21 protein-coding genes are annotated in these 22,835 nt (G+C 60.6%); all 21 read left to right on the top strand.

The window, feature by feature from the left end; all coding sequences use genetic code 11:
- Positions 1 to 18: 18 nt before the first annotated feature.
- The 21 genes from alaS to metK all read left to right on the top strand — a co-directional run bounded on the left by alaS (position 19) and on the right by metK (position 22,833).
- On the top strand, positions 19 to 2,706 hold the full coding sequence (alaS, locus tag VSX42_RS03875; protein WP_326503051.1) for an alanine--tRNA ligase: 2,688 nt from the start codon (positions 19 to 21) through the stop codon (positions 2,704 to 2,706).
- Positions 2,707 to 2,734: 28 nt separating this feature from the next.
- The gene (ruvX, locus tag VSX42_RS03870; protein WP_135012387.1) at positions 2,735 to 3,253 is read left to right on the top strand and encodes a Holliday junction resolvase RuvX; all 519 of its coding nucleotides are present in this window, start codon (positions 2,735 to 2,737) and stop codon (positions 3,251 to 3,253) included.
- On the top strand, positions 3,246 to 4,463 hold the full coding sequence (mltG, locus tag VSX42_RS03865) for an endolytic transglycosylase MltG (RefSeq protein WP_326503050.1): 1,218 nt from the start codon (positions 3,246 to 3,248) through the stop codon (positions 4,461 to 4,463). The genes ruvX and mltG overlap by 8 nt, the downstream gene beginning before the upstream one ends.
- Positions 4,463 to 5,392 (top strand): hypothetical protein, encoded by a 930-nt coding sequence (locus VSX42_RS03860; RefSeq protein WP_326503049.1) that lies wholly within the window; start codon positions 4,463 to 4,465, stop codon positions 5,390 to 5,392. The genes mltG and VSX42_RS03860 overlap by 1 nt, the downstream gene beginning before the upstream one ends.
- A 101-nt stretch (positions 5,393 to 5,493) precedes the next feature.
- Positions 5,494 to 6,708 (top strand): chorismate synthase, encoded by a 1,215-nt coding sequence (gene aroC / locus VSX42_RS03855; RefSeq protein WP_326503048.1) that lies wholly within the window; start codon positions 5,494 to 5,496, stop codon positions 6,706 to 6,708.
- A 2-nt stretch (positions 6,709 to 6,710) separates the two neighbouring features.
- The gene (locus tag VSX42_RS03850) at positions 6,711 to 7,331 is read left to right on the top strand and encodes a shikimate kinase (protein ID WP_326503047.1); all 621 of its coding nucleotides are present in this window, start codon (positions 6,711 to 6,713) and stop codon (positions 7,329 to 7,331) included.
- On the top strand, positions 7,328 to 8,422 hold the full coding sequence (gene aroB / locus VSX42_RS03845) for a 3-dehydroquinate synthase (RefSeq protein WP_326503046.1): 1,095 nt from the start codon (positions 7,328 to 7,330) through the stop codon (positions 8,420 to 8,422). The genes VSX42_RS03850 and aroB overlap by 4 nt, the downstream gene beginning before the upstream one ends.
- 184 nt (positions 8,423 to 8,606) lie before the next feature.
- Positions 8,607 to 9,170: an elongation factor P gene (efp, locus tag VSX42_RS03840; protein ID WP_326503045.1), complete on the top strand. Its 564-nt coding sequence runs from the start codon at positions 8,607 to 8,609 to the stop codon at positions 9,168 to 9,170.
- A 5-nt stretch (positions 9,171 to 9,175) separates the two neighbouring features.
- A complete protein-coding gene (gene nusB / locus VSX42_RS03835; protein ID WP_135012288.1) occupies positions 9,176 to 9,586 on the top strand; it encodes a transcription antitermination factor NusB in 411 nt (136 codons plus the stop codon).
- A gap of 175 nt (positions 9,587 to 9,761) precedes the next feature.
- On the top strand, positions 9,762 to 10,382 hold the full coding sequence (pyrR, locus tag VSX42_RS03830) for a bifunctional pyr operon transcriptional regulator/uracil phosphoribosyltransferase PyrR (protein ID WP_326503044.1): 621 nt from the start codon (positions 9,762 to 9,764) through the stop codon (positions 10,380 to 10,382).
- 2 nt (positions 10,383 to 10,384) lie between these two features.
- Positions 10,385 to 11,371 (top strand): aspartate carbamoyltransferase catalytic subunit, encoded by a 987-nt coding sequence (locus tag VSX42_RS03825; protein WP_326503043.1) that lies wholly within the window; start codon positions 10,385 to 10,387, stop codon positions 11,369 to 11,371.
- Between the two features lie 21 nt (positions 11,372 to 11,392).
- Positions 11,393 to 12,700 carry a dihydroorotase gene (locus VSX42_RS03820; protein ID WP_326503042.1) on the top strand — a complete coding sequence of 436 codons (1,308 nt, stop codon included), beginning with the start codon at positions 11,393 to 11,395 and terminating at the stop codon, positions 12,698 to 12,700.
- Positions 12,701 to 12,718: 18 nt separating this feature from the next.
- The gene (locus VSX42_RS03815) at positions 12,719 to 13,249 is read left to right on the top strand and encodes a hypothetical protein (RefSeq protein ID WP_326503041.1); all 531 of its coding nucleotides are present in this window, start codon (positions 12,719 to 12,721) and stop codon (positions 13,247 to 13,249) included.
- A gap of 52 nt (positions 13,250 to 13,301) precedes the next feature.
- Entirely contained in the window at positions 13,302 to 14,465 is a 1,164-nt protein-coding gene (carA, locus tag VSX42_RS03810) for a glutamine-hydrolyzing carbamoyl-phosphate synthase small subunit (protein ID WP_326503040.1), read from the top strand.
- Positions 14,466 to 14,477: 12 nt separating this feature from the next.
- Entirely contained in the window at positions 14,478 to 17,783 is a 3,306-nt protein-coding gene (gene carB, locus VSX42_RS03805; RefSeq protein WP_326503039.1) for a carbamoyl-phosphate synthase large subunit, read from the top strand.
- Positions 17,783 to 18,625 (top strand): orotidine-5'-phosphate decarboxylase, encoded by an 843-nt coding sequence (pyrF, locus tag VSX42_RS03800; RefSeq protein WP_326503038.1) that lies wholly within the window; start codon positions 17,783 to 17,785, stop codon positions 18,623 to 18,625. The genes carB and pyrF overlap by 1 nt, the downstream gene beginning before the upstream one ends.
- A gap of 243 nt (positions 18,626 to 18,868) precedes the next feature.
- Entirely contained in the window at positions 18,869 to 19,183 is a 315-nt protein-coding gene (gene mihF, locus VSX42_RS03795; protein WP_237193816.1) for an integration host factor, actinobacterial type, read from the top strand.
- An 8-nt stretch (positions 19,184 to 19,191) separates the two neighbouring features.
- Positions 19,192 to 19,767: a guanylate kinase gene (gene gmk, locus VSX42_RS03790; protein WP_326503037.1), complete on the top strand. Its 576-nt coding sequence runs from the start codon at positions 19,192 to 19,194 to the stop codon at positions 19,765 to 19,767.
- Positions 19,768 to 19,923: 156 nt separating this feature from the next.
- The gene (gene rpoZ, locus VSX42_RS03785) at positions 19,924 to 20,310 is read left to right on the top strand and encodes a DNA-directed RNA polymerase subunit omega (RefSeq protein ID WP_237206602.1); all 387 of its coding nucleotides are present in this window, start codon (positions 19,924 to 19,926) and stop codon (positions 20,308 to 20,310) included.
- Between the two features lie 13 nt (positions 20,311 to 20,323).
- On the top strand, positions 20,324 to 21,622 hold the full coding sequence (gene coaBC, locus VSX42_RS03780) for a bifunctional phosphopantothenoylcysteine decarboxylase/phosphopantothenate--cysteine ligase CoaBC (RefSeq protein WP_326503036.1): 1,299 nt from the start codon (positions 20,324 to 20,326) through the stop codon (positions 21,620 to 21,622).
- 5 nt (positions 21,623 to 21,627) lie between these two features.
- Positions 21,628 to 22,833 (top strand): methionine adenosyltransferase, encoded by a 1,206-nt coding sequence (gene metK / locus VSX42_RS03775; protein ID WP_326503035.1) that lies wholly within the window; start codon positions 21,628 to 21,630, stop codon positions 22,831 to 22,833.
- The last annotated feature ends 2 nt before the right edge of the window (positions 22,834 to 22,835 follow it).

Raw genomic sequence — 22,835 nt, 5'->3', positions numbered from 1 at the left:
CGAAGGAAGAAAGCCTCGATGCTCTCACAGGAAATCTCAAAGCGCTGGATCGAATTCTTCGAAAAGCGCGGGCACACCGTAGTACCCTCAGCTTCACTCGTATCACACGAGCCCGGCGCCATGTTCACCATCGCGGGTATGGTCCCCTTCATCCCTTACTTCCTGGGCCGTGAGACCCCCAAGTTCTCTCGCGCAGTGAGCGTACAGAAGTGCATCCGCACCCTGGATATCGACGAGGTTGGCAAGACCGCCCGCCACGGCACCTTCTTCCAGATGGCCGGTAACTTCTCCTTCGGCGACTACTTCAAGAAGGAAGTCATTCCCTGGGCCTACGAGCTGCTGACCTCATCCATTGAAGAGGGCGGCTACGGTCTCGACCCCGAACGTCTCTGGGTTACCGTCTACGAGGGCGACGACGAAGCCTATAACATCTGGGTCAACGACGTGAAGTTCCCCGCCGAGCGCATCCAGAAGATGGGCATGGCCGAGAACTACTGGTCCACCGGCCAGCCCGGCCCCGCAGGCCCCGACTCAGAAATCTTCTACGACCGTGGCCCCGAATACGGTAAGGAAGGCGGCCCCGCAGCCGACGACGACCGCTACATCGAAATCTGGAACCTGGTCTTCATGCAGTACCAGCGCGGTGAAGGTACTGGAAAGGACAGCTTCGAGATTCTGGGTGATCTGCCCAAGAAGAACATCGACACCGGTCTGGGCGTAGAGCGCCTGGCCATGCTGCTACAGGGTGTAGAGAACTTCTACGAAACCGACCAGGTACGCCCCGTCCTCGATGCCGCAGCCAAGCTCTCCGGTAAGAAGTACCACGGCTCCGAAAACGTTAACGACGAAGGCTACGAGGACGACGTGCGCATGCGCGTAGTTGCCGACCACATCCGCTCCTCCCTCATGCTCATTGCCGACGGTGTAACCCCCTCCAACGAGGGCCGCGGCTATATCCTGCGCCGCCTCATGCGCCGCGCTATCCGCGCCATGCGCCTACTGGGCGTCACCGAGCCCTGCCTGCCCGTCCTTTTCCCGGCTTCTAAGGACGCCATGGCCGGCGCCTACCCCTATGTAGCCGAAGACTTCGAGCGCATCTCCCGCATCGCCTACGCCGAAGAGAAGGCCTTCCTCAAGACCATCGAGTCAGGCACCACCCGCCTGGAAGAGGCCGTTGCTTCAGCTAAGGCCGCCGGTAAGGGCGAAGTCTCAGGTGCAGACGCCTTCGCCCTGCACGACACTTACGGTTTCCCCATCGACCTGACCCTCGAAATGGCCGAAGAAGCCGGCGTGAAGGTCGACGAAGCCCAGTTCCGTGCCCTCATGGAAGAACAGCGCCACCGCGCCCAGGCCGACGCTAAGGCCAAGAAGGGCGGCATGGCCGACCTCTCCGTCTTCCGCGAACTGGCCGACGAACGCGGCTCCATCTTCACCGGTTACGACGAGCTACGCACCGAAACCACCCTGCGCGCCATCCTGGTCGACGGTGTTTCTGTACCCGCGGCGTCCGCAGGTCAGAAGGTTGAAATCGTACTTGACGAAACCCCCTTCTACGCTGAGGCTGGCGGCCAAGCCGCTGACACCGGCATCATCACCGGTAACGGCTTCACCATTGACGTTTCAGACGTCCAGCAGCCCGTCAAGGGTCTTTCAGTTCACCGCGCAGTTGTGCGCGAGGGAGAGGTTGTATCCGGCACTCCCGTTATTGCCCAGGTGGATGTTCAGCGCCGTCAGGACGGCGAAAAGGCCCACTCCGGCACCCACATCATCCACGCAGCCCTGCACCAGGTACTCGGCAACGAAGCAACCCAGCGAGGTTCCTTCAACAAGGAAGGCTACCTGCGCTTCGACTTCGCCTGGAGCGAGGGTCTCTCCGACGCTGCCAAGCAGGAAGTTGAAGAGGTAGCTAACACCGCTATCCGCGACAACTTCCAGACCATTACCCGCGAAATGCCGCTGGACGAGGCCAAGAAGCTCGGCGCCATGAGCCTCTTCGGCGAAAAGTACGGCGATACTGTGCGCGTGGTCGAAATGGGCGGCGACTTCTCCCGCGAACTCTGCGGCGGTACCCACGTTGGTTCAACCGCTCAGATTGGTTCTCTGACCCTGCTGACTGAGCAGTCCGTCGGCTCGGGCAACCGCCGCGTTGAAGCCCTGGTCGGCCTGGACTCCTTCAACCACCTGGCTGCCGAGCGTACCCTGGTCAACCAGCTGACTGGTCTGATGAAGGTGCAGTCCTCCACCGAACTGCCCGAAAAGATTAACCAGACCCTGGCCAAGCTCAAGGAAGCTGAGAAGGAACTGGCTAAGCTGCGCAAGGAAAAGCTGCAGGCCGAGGCCGGTAAGCTGACCGAAACCGCCCAGATGGTGGGCTCCGTCCGCACCCTCCTGCACAATGCAGGGGAACTGGACGCCAACGCCGTGCGCGAACTTGCCCTTGACCTGCGCTCACGCCTGGGTGAGGACGCTGCCACCGTAGCTGTTGCCGGTGTTAACAACGGCCGCCCGGTTATTCTGGTTGCCACCAACCAGGCCGCCCGTGACGCCGGTGTTAAGGCAGGTGCCCTCGTCCGCGTCGCTGCCGGTGTGCTCGGTGGCGGTGGCGGTGGTAAGGACGACGTCGCCCAGGGCGGCGGTCAGGACGCCACCAAGATTGACGAAGCCTTCACCGCTATCCGATCCACGATTTCAGAGCTGGGGGCCTAACCCAGTGACCTTCACCAGAGGCCGCCGCATGGGAGTCGACGTGGGTAACGCCCGCGTCGGCCTTGCCCTGTGCGACCCCGACGGCATACTCGCAACGCCCCTCAAGACCCTCCGCCGCGACCTGAAAAAGAACTCAGACCGGCGGGTACTTCGCAAGCTCATCGAGGTTAACGAAGTCACCGAAGTCTTCGTGGGGCTACCCAAGACCATGCGCGGGGGAGAGAGCCCCTCGACCCTCATGGCCCGCGAGTATGCCGAGGCCCTGGTGCAGGAACTTGCTGCTGACGATGCCTCCGTACCCGTGTGGCTGGTCGACGAGCGACTCACCACGGTGAGCGCCCACCGCTCGCTTCACGAGGCCGGAGTATCGAGCAGAGAATTCAAAACCATGGTCGACCAGGTTGCTGCCGTCAACATCTTGCAGCATGCTGTCGACACCCTCAAGGCTGGCCAGCATCTGGCCGGTTACCGCGTTGAGCTCACGATCCCTCACGATGAGCTTGATTCCAGCACCTCCAACGACGAAACGGAGAACCCGAATGTCTGAGAACTCGAGTTCTAGCCGCCCGCCGCGCCGCCGCACCAAGAACCAGCAGACCGATCTTGACGGCCTGCTGGGCTCAACCGAAGACGGAGCTAACGGTGGGTTCTTCACCGCCGTCGACGAAGAGGAATACACCGCAGCAGACCGTGACCGCACCCGCCGTCGCTCCCGCAACTTTGTGATTTCTGCAGGCCTTGTGTTTGCGGTAGCCCTGGTGCTGATCGTATCGATTCTGGCCCCCCGATACGGCTGGTTCGAACGTAAGGATTACGCGGGCGAGGGCAACGGCACCGAAGTCACCTTCACTATTCCCGAAGGCGCATCGGCTATTAGCATCGCTAACTCCCTGGAAGAGCAGGGCATTATTGCAAACGCCGACCGTTTCTTGGAGGAATACTCCAATAACGGCCAGGGCCAGTACTTCCAGCCCGGTGAGTATAAGATGCAGGAAGAAATGAGCAGTTCATCTGCCCTCAGCGAGCTCCTGCGTTTTGACGAGGCTAACACCAACTATGTGGCTGTTGCCCGTACCTGGCGTATGGACAAGACCTTCGAAGCTCTGGCCACCGGTACAGGTATCAGCGCCCAGGAATTCAAAGCCCTGTCCACCGACCCCACCCGCTTTGGCATTCCGTCTAAGTTCCCCACCATCGAGGGCTTCCTCTTCCCCGGCGAATACCGCTTCCCCAAGGACGCCGGTGCTGAAGAGATTCTGCAGATGATGGTAGATAACACCTTCGAGGCTCTGGAAGAGGCTGGGGTATCTGGCGATGACCAGATCTTCCACGTCATCACCGTCGGCTCAATTCTTGAGTTTGAGGGTCGCGAAGCTGACTACTACCCGATTGCCGGTGCTATTGAGAACCGGCTGAACAACCCCGATGGTGAGACCAGCGGCTTCCTGCAGTCCGATGCAACCGTTGCTTACGGCCTGGGTATTCAGAGCTACCACATCTCTAACGAGCAGAAGCAGGACGCCAGCAACAAGTACAACACCTTCTACTACCAGGGCCTGCCCGTAGGCCCTATCGGTTCACCGGGCCTGGCTGCCATTAAGGCTGCGGCGAACCCCGAGAAGAACGACTACTACTTCTGGGTCACCGTTGATCTTTTCACCGGTGAAACTCTCTTCGCCAAAACCTACGAGGAGCACCTGAAGAACGTGGAAGTCTACAACGAGTTCTGTGAAGCTCACGAGGGTGTTTGCTCCTAATGAGTCAGCAGGTTACCGAGTGCCCCAAGGCTTTTGTCTTGGGGCACCCCATTAAGCACAGCAAGTCACCCCTACTCCACCGGGGCGCCTACCTGGCTCTTGGCATCGAGATGGACTACGAGCGGCTGGACACCCGCGAGGACCAGCTAGCCGACGTCTTTGCCCGCTACACCCCCAAGCAGGGTACCCGCGGCTTTTCTGTCACCATGCCGCTGAAATCAGCGGTCAGAGAGCACCTGGATCACCTGACCCCCTTTGCCCAAGCAGTGGGCGTTGTTAACACCGTCTACTGGCGGCACGATGCTGATGGTCTGTTGACCTCCTGGGGCGATAACACCGACGTGTCGGGTATCATCAATGCCCTGCGCCAGGCCGGCTTCGTCGGCAAGCCCGCGCGGGCTGCGATTATTGGTGGCGGCGGTACCGCCACCGCCGCCCTTGCCGCCTTGCGCGCTATGGGGGCGGACGGCGTCCGCGTCTTTGTGCGCGACGCTAGCCGTGCTCAGGGGGTTGCGGACGCTGCCACCCGCCTGGGTCTGCACCTTGACTTCCTGCCAATTGACAGATTCGCAAAAAGCTACGCGGAATTTGATGTGACCATCTGTACCCTGCCTGCGGGAGCAGCCGACGGGCTGCTGGCTACCGCTGAACAGGGTGAATCTGCCGGCTACCTGTTGGATGTCTCCTATGACCCCTGGCCCTCGGTTCTAGCGGGGGAGTGGGAGGCCCGTGGAGGGTCCGTGACCAGCGGCCTTGAGATGCTGATGTACCAGGCAGTAGACCAGGTTAAGCTCTTTACCGGCCATTCAAGGTCCCTGCCCTTACCCCGGCAAGAAGAGGTGCTAGCTGCTATGCGGCAGGCGGTCGGTCTTCCTATCACGAGCTTTGAACCTGAGTCGGTCAGCCAGCTGGTGGGCCTCACCCCTTGAGATATGGCGTACCGAATCGTGGAGCGGTGGTTTGCCATCGACCGCTATTTTTGGAAATCTTAGAACACAAGACCCACAGGCAAACGTAAAGAAGGTTAGAGATGCTACGTTGGCTCACAGCCGGTGAATCCCACGGCGAAGCCCTGGTAGGAATTATTGAAGGCGTACCGGCAGGTGTCGAACTCACCAGCGAGATGGTGCGCGATGCTCTAGCCCGCCGCCGCCTCGGCTACGGCCGTGGTGCCCGCATGAAGTTCGAAGAGGACCGCGTGCGCATCCTGGGCGGGGTGCGCCACGGTAAAACCCAGGGTGGGCCCGTGGCTATCGAAATTGCCAACACCGAATGGCCCAAGTGGGTTGATGTCATGTCATCAGACCCCGTTGACCCCGCCCTGATTGAGGGGCGCGCCCGCAACGCAGCCCTTACCCGACCCCGCCCCGGCCACGCAGACTTCGCCGGTATGCAGAAGTACGGCTTCGACGAATCCCGCCCCGTCCTCGAACGTGCCAGCGCCCGAGAAACCGCAACCCGCGTAGCCCTGGGAGTCGTTGCAGCCCAGATTCTTAAGGCTCTTGGCGTAGAACTGGTCAGCCACACCACCGCTATCGCTGAGGTAGCAGCCCCCGCCGACGCCCCGTGTCCTACCCCTCGCGATGTTGCTGCCCTCGACGCCGACCCCCTGCGCTGCTTCGACGCTGCAACCTCCGAAGCAATGGTCGCCACCGTCGATAAGGCCCACAAGGACGGCGAAACCTTAGGCGGTGTAGTAGAAGTTCTGGCCTACGGCCTCCCCCCGGGACTCGGCTCCTACGTGCACTGGGACCGCCGCCTCGATGCCCGCCTGGCCGCTGCCCTCATGGGTATTCAGGCTATCAAGGGTGTAGAAGTAGGCGACGGCTTTGAAACCGCCAAGCGCCCCGGCACCCGCGCCCACGACGAAATCGTACCCGGTGAGCACGGCGTCCAGCGCGTCTCAAACCGCGCAGGCGGTATTGAAGGCGGTATGACTATCGGTGATCTGCTGCGTGTACGCGCTGCCATGAAACCCATTGCCACCGTGCCCAAGGCCTTGGCCACCATCGACACCTCCACAGGTGAAGTTGCCCGCGCCCACCACCAGCGCTCAGACGTCTGTGCCGTGCCCGCAGCCGGCGTCGTCGCAGAAGCCATGGTCGCCCTAGTGCTGGCAGAAGCAGCCCTCGAAAAGTTCGGCGGCGACTCCATCACCGAAACCCGCCGCAACATGGACTCCTACCTGGCAGCCATCCCCGAATCCCTGGCCTGGGAATCCAACGTAGCAGGGTGGGACGCCTAACCATGACCCCCCGATCACGTGACCACGCGATCGACATGACCGAGGTGCTCGCACCCAACCAGGTGCGCGAGGTGCAAGAAACCTATATCGAAAAATCCCGCCCGGTCGTGATCATCGGCCCCATGGCGGCGGGTAAGTCCTATATAGGCACGCACCTCGCGCGCTTCTACGGCTACGAGTTCCTCGACTCTGACCACCTCATCGTCGAAAAATACGGTGAGGTGTCACAAATCTTTGCCGACTATGGTGAAGCTGAGTTCCGCCGTATCGAGGCCGATGTTATCCGGGAGGTGCTGACCTCACCTGCCCGGCGTAACACCATCTTCTCCCTGGGCGGGGGAGCCCCCATGACCCCCGAGGTGGCACGGGTGCTCAAAGACGAGACAGTTATCTACATCAAGGTTGATGCTGAAACCGTAGCTCCCCGCATCCAGAACAGCAAAACCCGGCCCCTGCTCCAGCCCAACCCGGTACAAAAATGGACCGAAATATTTGAGGCCCGGCGGGACCGTTACGAAGAGCTCGCCAGCTACACCCTGGATGCCTGCGGAGGCCGGGGAATAGCTGACATGGCAGCCGAAATTCAGAACTTCATCATCAAGAACCGAAAGGCTCAAGCGTGAGCGACCAGCCCACCACCGTCATACCCGTCACCGGCACCCAGCCTTCAGAAAACTACGACGTTTACGTAGGCCACAACCTGCTCGGTGCTATCCCCGAGATCCTGGGCAACCGAACCCAGCGCATCCTCGTCATCCACCCCCGCGCCCTGCGCTCCACCGGTGAGCTGGTGATGGAGCAGATGCGCACAGCAGGTTTTGAGGCCTACTCGGCTGAAATTCCGGACGCCGAAGAAGGCAAGCACATTCAGGTCGCGGCCTTCTGTTGGCAGGTACTGGGCCAAAATGACTTCACCCGCACCGACGCGATTATTTCCGTAGGTGGCGGTGCCGTCACCGACCTTGCCGGCTTTGTGGCAGCTACCTGGCTACGCGGCGTCCGCGTCATCCACATCCCCACCACCCTGCTGGGCATGGTGGACGCCGCAGTCGGCGGCAAGACCGGCATCAACACCGCAGAGGGCAAGAACCTAGTGGGGGCCTTCCACCCGCCCACAGCCGTCCTCTGCGAACTGGGTGTGCTGCGTACCCTACCGCAGCACGAGCTGCTCACCGGTATGGCCGAAGTCATTAAGTGCGGCTTCATCGCAGACCCGGTGATTCTCGACCTGGTTGAAGCGAACCCCGGTAAGATTCGGGACTCCCAGTCTGAGGTAGTACGAGAGCTCATCGAGCGCTCCATTCGGGTTAAGGCTGAAGTGGTGTCTGAAGACCTGAAGGAGTCGGGCCGCCGCGAATTCCTGAACTACGGTCATACCCTGGGCCACGCCATCGAGCACGCAGAACGCTACCAGTGGCGCCACGGGGCTGCCGTAGCTGTAGGCATGGTTTTCGCCGCAGAACTGTCCCTCGCCGCTGGCTACCTTGATGAGGCCACAGTTGAGCGAACCCGCGCTATCTGTACCGCCCTCGACCTGCCCACCACCTACCCGGCAGACCGCTGGCCCAAACTGCTCGAAACCATGCGCCGCGACAAGAAGGCCCGCGGCAACATGCTGCGCTTCGTGGTGCTGGAGAGCCTGGGCAAGCCCCGTATTTACGAGGTACCCGACGATTCGATCCTGTTTATGACCTACCAGGAAATTGCCGCCTAATCAGTAGGGACCAGATTACTCCCAAAGTACTTCACGCCTTGACATACCACTGAGAGTAATCTGGTCCCTAATATCTCGTGTGAGTCTCACCAAGAAACTCCTCAAACCCGCAAAGCACACGGTAGACTGGTCTACGGTTTACCCCGCAACGCTTATTGAAAATTTCAGTTTAGAGGAGAGTCTGTTGGCTACTACCGCAGATATCAAGAACGGTGTCGTTCTCAAGATTGACGGCAACCTCTGGTCCGTTATCGAATTCCAGCACGTCAAGCCCGGCAAGGGCGGCGCTTTCGTCCGCACCAAGCTGCGCAACGTCACCTCAGGCAAGGTAGTTGATAAGACCTTCAACGCCGGCGCCAAGGTCGAGATTGCAACCGTCGACCGCTCCGACTATCAGTACCTCTACCAGGACGGCACCGACTACGTCTTCATGGACCTGAAGACCTACGACCAGATTAACGTATCAGAGGTCACCGTTGGCGACGCCGCCAAGTACATGCTCGAAAACCAGACCGCAACCATCGCCATGCACGAAGGTTCCCCCCTCTACGTCGAGCTCCCTGCCTCAGTCGTCCTCGAAATCACCTACACCGAGCCCGGCCTGCAGGGTGACCGCTCTACCGGCGGCACCAAGCCCGCAACCGTCGAGACCGGCGCCGAAATTCAGGTTCCCCTCTTCCTCGAAACCGGCACCAAGGTCAAGGTCGACACCCGCACCGGCGACTACCTCGGCCGCGTCAACGACTAAATACCGTGAATTCAAGAACCAAAGCTAGACTTCGCGCCCTTGAAGTCCTGTTTGAGGCCGATCAGCGCGGCGATGACGTCATTGACGTCCTGATTCGCCGCCGCACCTACACCTCAGCGCAGATTTCGCTCTACTCCGAGCAGATTGTTCGTGGCGTACGCGACCACGACGAAGAGATCCGCGAGTACATCGAAACCTACGCCCAGGACTGGACTATGGACCGCATGCCCAGCGTAGACCGTGTGGCTCTGCGACTCGGCGCTTGGGAGCTCCTCTTCAACGATGAGATTCCCGATGCCGTAGCTATCTCAGAGGCTACCGGCCTGGTTCGCCTGCTGTCGACCGACGATTCACCCAAGTTTGTGAATGGCCTGCTCGACCGCCTGCGCCAGGTGAAGCCCACCCTGCTGGCCTAGGCCTATAGGTACCATTTAAATCAGAAAAACCCACCAACGAGGTGGGTTTTTCTGATTTAAATGGTACCTACTGAAATGTATCTCAAATTCAGCCGAGGTGAGGGTTGACGTGATACATTGAGGTGTGACAGCAACCTTTAAGTCCGTCCTGTGAGGCGGGGAAGGAGGCCGGCACATGACCGATAGCACCGGTATATCTACCGACCTATCTACAGGAGCCCACCGGGTGATCCTGGAGTCAGCCGACATCGAACGAGCCCTTACTCGTATTGCCCACGAAATTCTAGAAGCCAATAAGGGGAGCCAGAACCTGGTTCTTCTGGGTATTCCACGCCGGGGCTTCCCCCTGGCCCAGCGTCTGGCGGAAAAAATTGCCCAGACCGATGCAGACTTCGACCCGGCCTTTTCCCTGGGGCAGCTCGACATCACCATGTACCGCGACGACCTGCTCTCCAAGCCGGGGCGGACGCCTGAGCCCACCCGCCTGCCCGCATCAGGGATAGAGGGTCGCACCGTCGTCCTCGTTGACGATGTACTTTTCTCTGGGCGCACTATCCGCGCCGCTCTCGACGCTCTCAAGGACTACGGCCGCCCCGAAACCGTCCGCCTAGCTGTGCTGGTTGACCGCGGCCACCGCCAACTCCCTATCCGCGCAGATCACGTGGGAAAGAACCTGCCCACAAGCACCCATGAATCGGTTAAGGTACTGCTCTTGTCCATCGACGGTGAAGACGACAAGGTAATCATCTCCCAGCCCGCCCACTCCACCACCTCAGCCCAGGAAGGAGGGGAGTAGCCGTGCGTCACCTGCTCGATACCAAGGATCTCTCCCTTGACGACGCCCTCAACATTCTCGATACTGCCGACTACATGGGCGAGGTCGGCCAGCGCGAGGTTAAGAAACTCCCCGTGCTCCAGGGGCGCACCGTGGTCAACCTCTTCTTTGAAGACTCGACCCGCACCCGCCTGTCCTTCGAAGCCGCCGAAAAGCGCCTGTCGGCCGACATCATCAACTTCTCAGCCAAGGGCTCATCTGTCTCTAAGGGGGAGTCACTCAAAGACACCGCTCAGACCCTGGCAGCTATCAACGCCGACGCCGTGGTAATTCGTCACAGCGCATCGGGTGCCCCCCAGCGTCTAGCTGAAGCCGGCTGGATTGACGTACCCGTGCTCAACGCCGGTGACGGCACCCACGCCCATCCCACCCAGGCCCTACTGGACGCCATGACCCTGCGCCAGTTCAAGGCCCAGGTTGAGGGCATCACCATAACCCGCGGTCTCACCCTAGAGGGTCTGCGAGTAGCGATTGTGGGCGATATCCTGCACTCCCGCGTGGCCCGCTCCAACCTCTGGTTGCTCCACACCCTGGGAGCAACCGTCAAGTTCGTTGCCCCGCCCACCCTGCTCCCGGTAGATATCGAAAACTGGCCGGCAGAGATTTACTACAACCTCGACGACGCCATCGAGTCGGGAGTTGACGCGGTAATGATGCTGCGTATCCAGAAAGAACGCATGAACGCGGCCTTCTTCCCCTCATCCGAGGAATACTCCCGCCTGTGGGGGCTGACTCCCGAGCGCTTTGCCCGCCTCGACGCGTCCGCCCACGAAACCGCCATCCTGCACCCCGGCCCCATGAACCGCGGCCTCGAAATCTGCGCCGAAGCAGCAGACTCACCCCGCTCCTGGGTCCTGCGCCAGGTGACTAACGGCGTGTCGGTACGCATGGCGGTGCTCTACCTGCTCATGACCGGTGGCTCCGCCAACGACTTCTACCCCGGCTCCTAAGCCCTGGACGAAAGAGAAACAATGACTGAATCTGTTTACCTCATCAAGGGCGCCTCGCTGCTAGGTGAGAAGACCGCCGATATTCTGATCAAAGACGGCCTCATCGCTGAAATTGGCGAGAACCTTGAGGACGCTTCCGCCCAGGTTGTTGAGGCCCAGGGGCTTATCGCTCTGCCCGGCCTGGTCGACCTACACACCCACCTGCGTGAACCCGGCCAGGAAGACGCCGAAACCGTAGAGACCGGCACCCGTGCGGCAGCCCTGGGTGGCTACACTGCCGTCTTCGCCATGGCTAACTCCAACCCCGTTGCCGATACTGCCGGCGTGGTGGAGCAGGTCTACGAGCTGGGTAAGAACTCCGACTGGGTTAAGGTTCAGCCCATCGGTGCTGTTACCGTGGGCCTGGCAGGGGAGCGCCTCTCAGATATTGGTGCGATGGCTGAATCCCGCGCCCAGGTGCGCGTCTTCTCAGACGACGGCATGTGCGTCTGGGACCCGGCCCTGATGCGTCGAGCCCTGGAATACGTCAAGACTTTCAACGGCGTCATCGCCCAGCACGCCCAGGAACCCCGCCTGACCGAAGGCGCCCAGATGAACGAGGGCAAGGTGTCAGCAGAACTGGGTCTGGCTGGCTGGCCTGCTGTTGCTGAAGAATCCATTATTGCCCGCGACGTGCTGCTGGCTGAACACGTTGGTTCCCGCCTGCATATCTGCCACCTGTCAACCAAGGGTTCCGTCGAAATCGTGCGCTGGGCCAAGGAACGCGGCATCAAGGTAACCGCCGAAGTCACCCCCCACCACCTGCTGCTGACCGATGAGCTGGTGCGCACCTACGACCCCGTCTACAAGGTCAACCCGCCCCTGCGCACCGAAGAGGACGTGCTGGCCCTGCGTCAGGCAGTTGCCGACGGCATCATCGACATCATCGGCACCGACCACGCACCCCACCCCGCTGAATCCAAGGATTGCGAGTGGGCCTGCGCCGCCAACGGTATGACCGGCCTTGAACAGGCACTGTCTATCATCCAGAAGACCCTGGTTGATACCGGCTACATCACCTGGGCCGACGTTGCCCGCATCATGAGCACCAAGCCCGCCGAAATCGGCCTCGCAGCCGACCAGGGACGTCCGCTCGAAGCGGGAGAGCCAGCCCACCTGGTGTTAGTCGACCCTGCCGCAACCCGTGTCATCGACCCCGCTGCCCAGGCCACCAAGGGCAAGAACAACCCCTACCGGGGCTTGGAAGTGCCCGGCTCGGTCGTAGCCACCTTCTTCGGCGGTCACCCCACCGTTCTCGACGGTGCGCTGAACACCCCGTCCGCTAAGTAACTCGCTAGGAGAGTGCCCGTGTCTGACAAGCTAATTCCCACCCTGATTCTGGCCCTTGTTGCCGCCCTCATCTTCTGGGCAATGTGGAAGGGCTGGAAGAGTAGGAAGCAGCGTCAGGTTCACACCGGCACCCTGCTCGATGTGCCTGAGCGCTACGACGACGCTGAATCCCTGCTCGCGGTACCCGGCACCTACGTTGCCACTACCGTCATGGGGGACTGGCTCGACCGTATCGCCACCAACACCCTGGGTGTGAAATCAACCGGTGTCTTCTTCGTCTACGAGGACGCTGTCATCATCATGCGCAACGGCTCCCAAGATATCTGGATTCCCGCCAGCGACATTATCGGTGTGCGCACCGAAGCCGGTATGAACGGTAAATTCGTCGAGAAGGATGGCCTGGCCGTCCTCTCCTGGTCACTCAACGGCAACCCCGTCGATACCGGCTTCCGCACCCGCTATGCGGCTGACAAAAAATCAATCCTCGATGCCGTTGCGACTATCGCGCCCCAGGCAACCGTCGGCCACGACACCCTGGCCCGACCCTAAGTTTCCACCTGCTGATTGCAGGTGACTACACCAACCAACAGGAAGTGTGTGAATGTCCCACCCAGCACCCACCCTACGTGCAGCAATACTCGTCCTTGAAGACGGTACCTTCTACCGCGGCGAAAGCTACGGCGCCCCCGGCAAGACCCTTGGCGAAGCAGTCTTCTCAACCGGCATGACCGGCTACCAGGAAACCCTGACCGACCCCTCCTACGCGGGGCAGATCGTGGTTCAGACCGCACCCCATATCGGCAACACCGGCGTCAACACCGAGGACGCCGAATCCCGCAAAATCTGGGTAGCAGGCTACGCCGTGCGCGACGCCGCCCGCCGCCCCTCCAACTGGCGCTCAGAGCGTTCCCTCGACGAGGAACTGGTAGAGCAGGGGATCGTCGGCATCCAGGGCATCGACACCCGCGCCCTGACCCGCCACCTGCGCAGCGCCGGTTCCATGCGCGCCGGTATCTTCACCGGTGCAGACGCCGAGCTTCCCCTGGCAGACCTGGTTGCCCAGGTACAGGCAGCAGCCGAAATGAAGGGCCAGAAACTGGCGGACTCCGTTTCTATTGAAGAGGCCTACATCGTAGAGCCCGCTGACCAGGGCTGGGACGGCGATGTCAAGGCCACCCTGGTTGCCCTCGACCTGGGTATCAAGGCCATGACCCCGAAGCGCTTTGCCGAGCGCGGCGTCCGCGTGCATGTGCTGCCCGCCACCGCCACCCTCGAAGACATCACCGCCCTGAACCCCGACGGTGTCTTCTTCTCCAACGGCCCCGGTGACCCCGCAACCGCGGACGACCAGGTTCAGCTCCTGCAGTCCGTCCTGCGTACCGGCACCCCCTTCTTCGGTATCTGCTTCGGCAACCAGCTGCTAGGCCGTGCCCTGGGCTTCGGTACCTACAAGCTTCCCTTCGGCCACCGCGGCATCAACCAGCCCGTCATGGACCGCACCACCGGCAAGGTAGAAATCACCGCCCAGAACCACGGCTTCGCCGTAGACGCCCCGCTGGACGGCGCCGTTACTGCCCCCAACGAAGAGTTCGGCCGCGTCGAAGTCTCCCACGTGGGTCTCAACGACCAGGTGGTTGAAGGCCTCCGCTGCCTCGATATTCCCGCCTTCTCGGTGCAGTACCACCCCGAAGCAGCCGCAGGCCCCCACGACGCTGCCTACCTCTTTGACCGTTTCATCGATCTCATGCTCGAGAAGAAGAACTAAGGACACCGAACCATGCCGAAGCGTAACGATCTCAACTCAATCCTCGTCATCGGTTCTGGCCCGATCGTCATTGGTCAGGCCGCCGAATTCGACTACTCGGGCACCCAGGCCCTGCGCGTTCTCAAAGAAGAAGGCGTGCGCGTCATTCTGGTCAACTCCAACCCCGCCACCATCATGACCGACCCCGAGTTCGCCGACGCCACCTACATCGAACCGATTACCCCCGAGGTCATCGAAAAGATTATTGCCAAGGAAAAGCCCGACGCCATTCTGCCCACCCTCGGTGGCCAGACCGCCCTCAACGCGGCTATCTCCCTCGATGAGCAGGGCATTCTCGAAAAGTACGGCGTAGAGCTCATCGGCGCCAACATCGAAGCCATCAACCTGGGCGAAGACCGCGAGGCCTTCAAGGGCGTCGTTGAGCGCGCCGGTGGCGAATCTGCCCGCTCTGTCATCGTGCACACCATGGAAGAAGCCCTCGAAGCTGCCAAGGAACTGGGCTACCCGATGGTAGTGCGCCCCTCCTTCACCATGGGAGGCCTGGGCTCGGGTATGGCCTACAACGAAGAAGACCTGCATCGTATCGCCGGTGCCGGTATCCAGTACAGCCCCACCAGCGAAGTCCTGCTCGAAGAGTCCATCCTGGGCTGGAAGGAATACGAGCTGGAAATGATGCGAGATAAGAACGATAACGTGGTTGTCGTCTGCTCCATCGAAAACTTCGATCCCGTGGGCGTGCACACCGGTGACTCCATCACCGTAGCACCCGCCCTCACCCTCACTGACCGCGAGTACCAGAAGCTTCGCGACATCGCCATCAACGTGATTCGCGAGGTCGGCGTTGACACCGGCGGCTGCAATATCCAGTTCGCCATCGACCCGGCAACCGGCCGTGTGATCGTCATCGAGATGAACCCCCGCGTGTCCCGCTCGTCCGCCCTGGCGTCTAAGGCAACCGGCTTCCCGATTGCCAAGATCGCCACCAAGCTCTCCCTGGGCTACACCCTAGACGAGATCCCCAACGACATCACCCAGAAGACCCCGGCCTCCTTCGAGCCCACCCTCGACTACGTCGTGGTCAAGGTTCCCCGCTTTGCCTTCGAGAAGTTCCCGGCAGCAGACCCCACCCTGACCACCACCATGAAGTCGGTCGGTGAGGCTATGGCCCTCGGCCGCAATTTCACCGAAGCCCTGCAGAAGGCCATGCGCTCCATGGAGCAGAAGGGCTCAACCTTCCGCTTCGATAACCCTGAACTCGGTGCGGACGAGCTGGCCACCCTGATTGAGCAGAGCAAGACCGCTACCACCGACCGTATCTTCCAGGTCCAGCGGGCCCTGCTGGCTGGTGCTACCGTCGAGCAGATGTACGAGGCAACCGCCATTGACCCCTGGTTCCTCGACCAGCTGGTGCTCCTCAACGAGGTTGCCGGAGAAATCGCCGCCTCTAAGACCCTGGATGAGCCCACCCTGCGCCTGGCCAAGCGTCACGGCTTCTCCGACGCGCAGATCGGTGAGATTCTCGGCATGAGCGAGGCAGTGGTGCGCGGTATCCGCCACGCCCTGAATATTCGCCCCGTCTTCAAGACCGTTGATACCTGCGCCGCCGAGTTTGAGGCCTTCACCCCCTACCACTACTCTTCCTACGACCAGGAGGACGAGGTAGCCCACCACGAGAAGCCCTCAATCATGATTCTGGGCTCCGGACCTAACCGTATCGGCCAGGGTATCGAGTTCGACTACTCCTGCGTCCACGCCTCCATGGTGCTGCGCGAGGCCGGCTACGAGACTGTCATGGTCAACTGCAACCCCGAAACCGTATCAACCGACTACGACATCTCTACCCGCCTCTACTTCGAGCCCCTCACCCTGGAAGACGTGCTCGAAATCGTTGAAGCTGAGCGTCGTACCGGTGGCCTGCTGGGCGTCTTCGTGCAGCTCGGTGGCCAGACCCCGCTCAAGCTGGCCCAGGAACTCAAGGCCGCTGGCATCCCGATTCTGGGCACCTCACCCGAGGCTATCGACCTTGCTGAAGACCGCGGCGAATTCTCCCGCGTGCTGGAAGAAGCCGGCCTGATTTCCCCCAAGAACGGCACCGCCTACACCTTCGAAAACGCCAAGAAAATTGCGGACGAAATCGGCTACCCCGTGCTGGTGCGCCCCTCCTACGTTCTGGGCGGACGCGGCATGGAGATCGTCTACTCCGAAGCCCAGCTGGCCCGCTACCTGGAGAACGCTACCGAGGTTTCGCCCTCCCAGCCCGCTCTGATCGATAAGTTCCTTGAGGACGCCGTCGAAATCGACGTCGACGCCCTCTTTGACGGTGAAGAGCTTTACCTGGGCGGCGTCATGGAGCACATCGAAGAGGCCGGTATTCACTCGGGCGACTCCGCCTGCACCCTGCCCCCCATCACCCTGGGCCCGGACGTCATCGAGCAGGTCAAGGAGGCAACCTACAAGATTGCCGCCGGCGTGGGCGTGCGTGGTCTGATTAACATTCAGTTCGCTGTAGCGTCTGAAATTCTCTACGTGATTGAAGCTAACCCCCGTGCTTCCCGTACCGTCCCCTTTGTTTCAAAGGCAACCGGTGTGCAGATGGCTAAAGCAGCGGCTCTGATTGGTACTGGCAAGACCATTGCCGACCTCAAGGCCGAAGGCTACCTGCCCGCTACCATGGACGGCGCCACCCTGCCTGCCGAAACCGCCATCGCGGTCAAGGAAGCTGTGCTGCCCTTCAGCCGCTTCCGCACCCCCGAGGGCATCGTGGTTGATTCCCTGCTCGGCCCCGAAATGCGCTCAACCGGTGAGGTCATGGGTCTGGACCGCCACTTCGATACAGCCTTCGCTAAGGCTGAAGCATCTGCAGGTTCTAAGCTGCCGACCGAGGGTAAGGTCTTCGTCTCTGTAGCTAACCGCGACAAGCGCAACTCCATCATCTACGTGAAGATGCTGCAGCAGCTGGGCTTCGAGATTGTCTCGACCGGCGGCACCGCAGACGTTCTGCGCCGCAACGGGGTGGAGTCCCTGGTCGTTCCCAAGATTGCAGAAACCAAGGGCGGGGAGCGCTCCATCGTTGATATGGTGCGCGATGGCGACATCGACCTGATTTTCAACACCCCCTCCGGCGGTCAGGCCCGCGGCGATGGCTACGAGATCCGCGCTGCGGCCACCTCGGTAGGCTGCCCCGTGATGACCACCGTCTCTGAATTCGGTGCAACGGTTCAGGGTATTAACGCCCTACGCGAATACAGCTGGGATGTGATGAGTCTGCAGGAACACGGCGCCTCCATCGAGGCTGCCCTGAAAGCCCGGGAGGCCTAATGTTGCGCGGTTTTGGTGATCGCCTGGCTGCGGCCATGGGGGAGAAGGGCTCCCTCTGCGTGGGTATTGACCCCCACCCCGCCCTGCTCGATGCCTGGGGGTTGCCCGACACTGTGGCGTCCTTAAGCACCTTTGCCTCGACCGTGCTTGAGGCTTGTGGCCAGGTAGCCACAGCCCTCAAGCCCCAGGTAGCGCTCTTTGAGCGCCACGGTTCGGCGGGCCTGGCTGCCCTCGAGCAGTTGCAGCGGGATGCTGCGGACGCCGGTGTTCTGGTTGTTGCCGACGCCAAGCGCGGCGATATCGGCTCGACCATGGCAGCCTATGCGGACGCCTGGCTGGGGGAGACCTCACCGCTGGGTACCGATTCAGTGACCCTGAGCCCCTACCTGGGGTTTGAGTCTCTGCGCCCGGCCCTTGACCTGGCCGATCGCAATGACCGGGGCACCTTCGTGCTGGCGCTGACCTCGAACCCCGAGGGGCAGACCGTGCAGCATGTGGGCGGCACTTCCTCTGTCGCTGCATCGATCATCGCCGCGGCCCGGGCTGAGAACGACCAGCGCCAGTGGGAGGCCATGGGCCCCTGCGGTCTGGTGGTAGGTGCCACTGTTGCTGATGCCCTGCAGAAGCTAGAGATTGACCTCTCAACCTTCAACGGGCCCATTCTGGCGCCGGGTTTTGGCGCCCAGGGGGCTACTGCCCATGACCTCTATACCGTTTTTGCCGGGATTGAGAACCAGGTTCTGGTGAACTCGAGCCGAGGTGTGCTGGCTGCCGGGCCATCGGTTCAGGGTCTGCGTCAGGCCGCTGAAAAGGCTCGTGACGAGCTTGTAAACGCCCGGTAGAGTCTTTACCAACAAACAATGGTGGGAATTTGTTTCAAATTCCCACCATTTTTCTTTAAAAGAGGTTACCAACGGGTAACTATCTTCCATAACCGTTTCTGACATGCTATTTTGTAATTGTTGGTTCGCAAATAGATAAGCAACACCCCCCAAGAATGAGCAAAGCTGCTTGGTTGCATGTTTATTCCAACACACCCCACCCCTTTTGCCTGACACGGCATCTCGCACAGAAGGACAAGGATTATGCCTCTTCAGCCCCTCACCGAAGAACAGCGCGCAGCCGCCCGCGAAAAGGCCAAGAAGGCCCGTGTTACCCGCGCCGAAATCAAGGACGCCGTTAAGAACAAGCAGATTACTATTGCAGAAGTTCTCAAGCGCGCCGAAACTGACGAAGCAGTCGCTAGACTGAAGGTAACCGACCTGCTCACCTCCCTGCCGGGTGTGGGCGAGGTTCGTACCGAGAACATTTTGAACGAACTGAACATTGCTGCGTCCCGCCGTCTGCGTGGTCTTGGTATCCACCAGCGTAAGGCACTCATCAATCTTCTCGACCGATAAGGGAAACCATGGCTGAACAGACCGCCGCACCTAAACTAACCGTGCTAGCTGGCCCCACCGCCGTTGGCAAGGGAACCGTTTCTGCTTACATTCGTGAGCACTACCCCGAGGTGTGGTTCTCTGTCTCCGCCACCACCCGCGACCCTCGCCCGGGCGAAGAGGACGGCGTGCACTACTACTTCGTCTCAGATGAAGAATTTGAGTCGATGGTAGAGAACCGTCAGATGTTGGAATGGGCAACCGTGCACAACTCCTACAAGTACGGCACGATTCGCTCCATGGTTCAGAAGCAGCTGGACGCCGGCAAGCACGTCCTGCTTGAAATCGACTTGCAGGGTGCCCGCCAGGTGCGCAACGCCATGCCCGAAGCGCAGCTCATTTTCTTGGCTCCTCCCAGCTGGGACGAACTGGTATCCCGCCTCATCGGCCGCGGTACCGAATCTCCCCAGGAGCAGGAGGCCCGCCTCGATACCGCCAAAATTGAGCTGGCTGCCGAGCCCGAGTTTGATTACACCGTCATTAACGAAACCGTGGCAGAAGCGGCAGAAGAAATCGTGCGCCTCATGGGTGCTCACCGCAGGTAAGCCAGGGGGGTCGCTAGGGCGGCGGTTTAGGGGAATATCACCTCTGCACCGCCGCCCTTTTGCGTGACAAAAAAACGGTTGACCGATAGTATAGGTAGAGTTTTATGCCACCGGTAGAGCCGGTGGTGAGCAAGCATAGTCAAGATGGAGTCTTACGTGGCAAACGCACACAACGATGAAGGTATCATCAATCCCAGCGCAGACGCTCTGATCCAAAAAGCTGAGTCGAAGTACGGTCTGGTGATTTTTGGTGCTCGCCGTGCTCGCCAGATTAACGCCTACTACTCACAGCTTCACGAGAACCTGTACGATCACGTAGGCCCCCTGGTAGATTCTGAGCCCAACGAGAAGTCGCTCTCTGTGGCTATGCGTGAAATCAACGAAGGCCTGATTGAGGCCCGCCATATCGCCGATGGCCAGTTCGATGAAAACGGCACCCTGCTGCACGAGGATGAGCCCAGCGCCTTCCTGGCCGGTGGCGACTTCTACATCGACGAGCCCTTCGTTGAATACGTCGACGCTGAAGATGCAGATCAGGCCTAATCTGCAGTAGCTCATGCGAGTTGTTATTGGCATTGGAGGGGGCATTGCTGCCTATAAGGCGGCAATGCTCCTTCGTCTTTTTGGTAAGGCCGGGCACGAGGTTATTGCGGTGCCCACCGAGGCTGCCCTCAAGTTTGTGGGGCAGCCTACTCTTGAAGCCCTGAGCGGCAACCCGGTGTCGGTGGACGTCTTTGAGCGGGTTCCCGAGGTCAATCACGTGCGGCAGGCTGAGCAGGCTGACGCTGTGATTATTGCCCCGGCGACAGCTGACCTCATGGCCCGTTTAGCGACTGGGCGGGCTAACGACCTGCTGACTGCAACCGTGCTGACCACTCACGCTCCGGTAATTCTGGCACCGGCGATGCACACCCAGATGTGGGAGCACCCGGCTACCCAGGCCAACGTAGCGACCCTGAAATCCTACGGCTACCACGTGATCGAGCCTGCCGTAGGCCGTCTGACCGGCCCCGACTCCGGCGTGGGGCGCCTGCCCGAACCTGAAGATATCTTTACTCAGGCTCTTGCTCTTTTGGGCTGGGACCTGGACGCCGCGGGGGAGGGCCAGTCGGTTGAGGCAGGTGAGCTGCCCCTGGCTGGGCAGCGCCTGCTCATTACAGCCGGCGGTACCCGTGAAGCCCTTGATCCGGTGCGCTTCTTGGGCAACCGTTCCTCGGGTAAGCAGGGCATCGCACTTGCTACTGCCGCTACTGAACTCGGCGCACAGGTACACCTCATTGCAGCTCATGTGGAGGTTGAGATACCTGGTAACCTGCACCGGGTCACCCGGGTATCAAGTGCCCTGCAGCTGCATGAAGCCGTGTTTGAGCACCTGGTAGCCACCGACGTCCTGATTATGACCGCGGCGGTGGCCGACTTCAGGCCGGCAGAGTACGCGGACACCAAGATTAAAAAGACGGACGACCCCGGCCAAGATCCTGTGATTAAGCTGGTGCGCAACCCCGACGTCCTCAAAGAAGCCGTGCTTTACCGCGAGAAAAACCAGCAGCGAGCACCCCACACCATCGTTGGTTTTGCCGCCGAGACCGGGGATGCCACTACCAGCCCGCTAGACTACGGCCGCGCCAAGCTAGACCGTAAGGGCTGCGACTACCTGGCGGTAAACACCGTGAGCGAAACCCAGGGGTTTGGAGCAGATAGCAACACTATTACCCTGCTCTCGGGGCAGAATGACCGCGAGGTAACCCTCCAGGGCAGCAAGCTCGACGTCTCCCGCGCAATACTTCGTCATATAGCGCAAGAATTCAACAATCATTCACCAAGTAGCCTCACCGGGCCGAGAGAAGTACAGTAAACACCGTGACTGAAAATAATCATCTTCGTTTATTCACCAGTGAGTCCGTGACCGAGGGCCACCCCGACAAGATTTGTGACCAGATCTCTGACTCAATCCTGGACGCCCTGCTGACCGTTGACCCGCTCTCTAACGTAGCGGTTGAAACCCTGGTCACCACCGGCCAGGTACACGTAGCGGGTGAGGTGACCACCAACGGTTACGTCGACATCCCCAGTATCGTGCGTAAGACTATCCTCAATATCGGCTACAACTCATCCACCCACGGCTTCGACGGCGAATTCTGTGGCGTGTCTGTATCGATTGGCGAGCAGTCACCCGACATTAATTCGGGTGTTTACAACTCTCTCGAAGCTCGCCAGGGCACCGCAGCGGACGATCTGGATCGCCAGGGTGCAGGCGACCAGGGCATCATGTTCGGGTATGCCACCAACGAGACCGAAGTGCTCATGCCCGCTCCCATTTACGTTGCCCACCGCCTGGCTGAGCAGCTGACCAGGGTACGTAAGGACGGCACCCTTCCTAACCTGCGCCCCGACGGTAAGACCCAGGTGACCCTGGGTTATGACGAGAACTTCAAACCCGTCATGATTGATACCGTTGTGGTCTCAACCCAGCACACCGCAGACTACGACCTCGACCAACTTGCCGCTGATATTCAGCAGTACGTGATTGAGCCGGTTCTGGCCAGCTTCGACTTTGACTCGTCTCAGGCCAAGTTCATCATCAACCCCGCAGGTCGCTTCGTTCAGGGCGGTCCCGTGGGCGATGCAGGTCTGACCGGCCGCAAGATTATTGTGGATACCTACGGCGGCATGGCCCGCCACGGTGGCGGTGCCTTCTCAGGTAAGGACCCCTCTAAGGTTGACCGTTCTGCCGCCTACGCCATGCGCTGGGTTGCCAAGAATATCGTTGCTGCTGGCCTTGCCGACCGCGCCGAGGTTCAGGTCGCCTACGCTATTGGCCAGGCTGCCCCTGTCGGCATCTACGTTGAAACCTTCGGGACCGAAAAGATCGAAATCTTCAAGATTGAACAGGCTATCCGCGAGGTCTTCGACTTGCGCCCGCTGGCCATCATTCGCGACCTGGAGCTGCGCCGTCCCATCTACGCCAAGACCGCAGCCAACGGCCACTTCGGCCGAGAAGAGCGCGAATTCACCTGGGAACGAACCAACCGCGTGAGCGAACTCAAGGCGGCAGTAGGCCTCTAAGC

Origin of the sequence: Rothia nasimurium (assembly GCF_035916755.1) — a bacterium.
Lineage (GTDB): Bacteria > Actinomycetota > Actinomycetes > Actinomycetales > Micrococcaceae > Rothia.
This window is presented reverse-complemented; position numbering and strand designations above follow the sequence as displayed.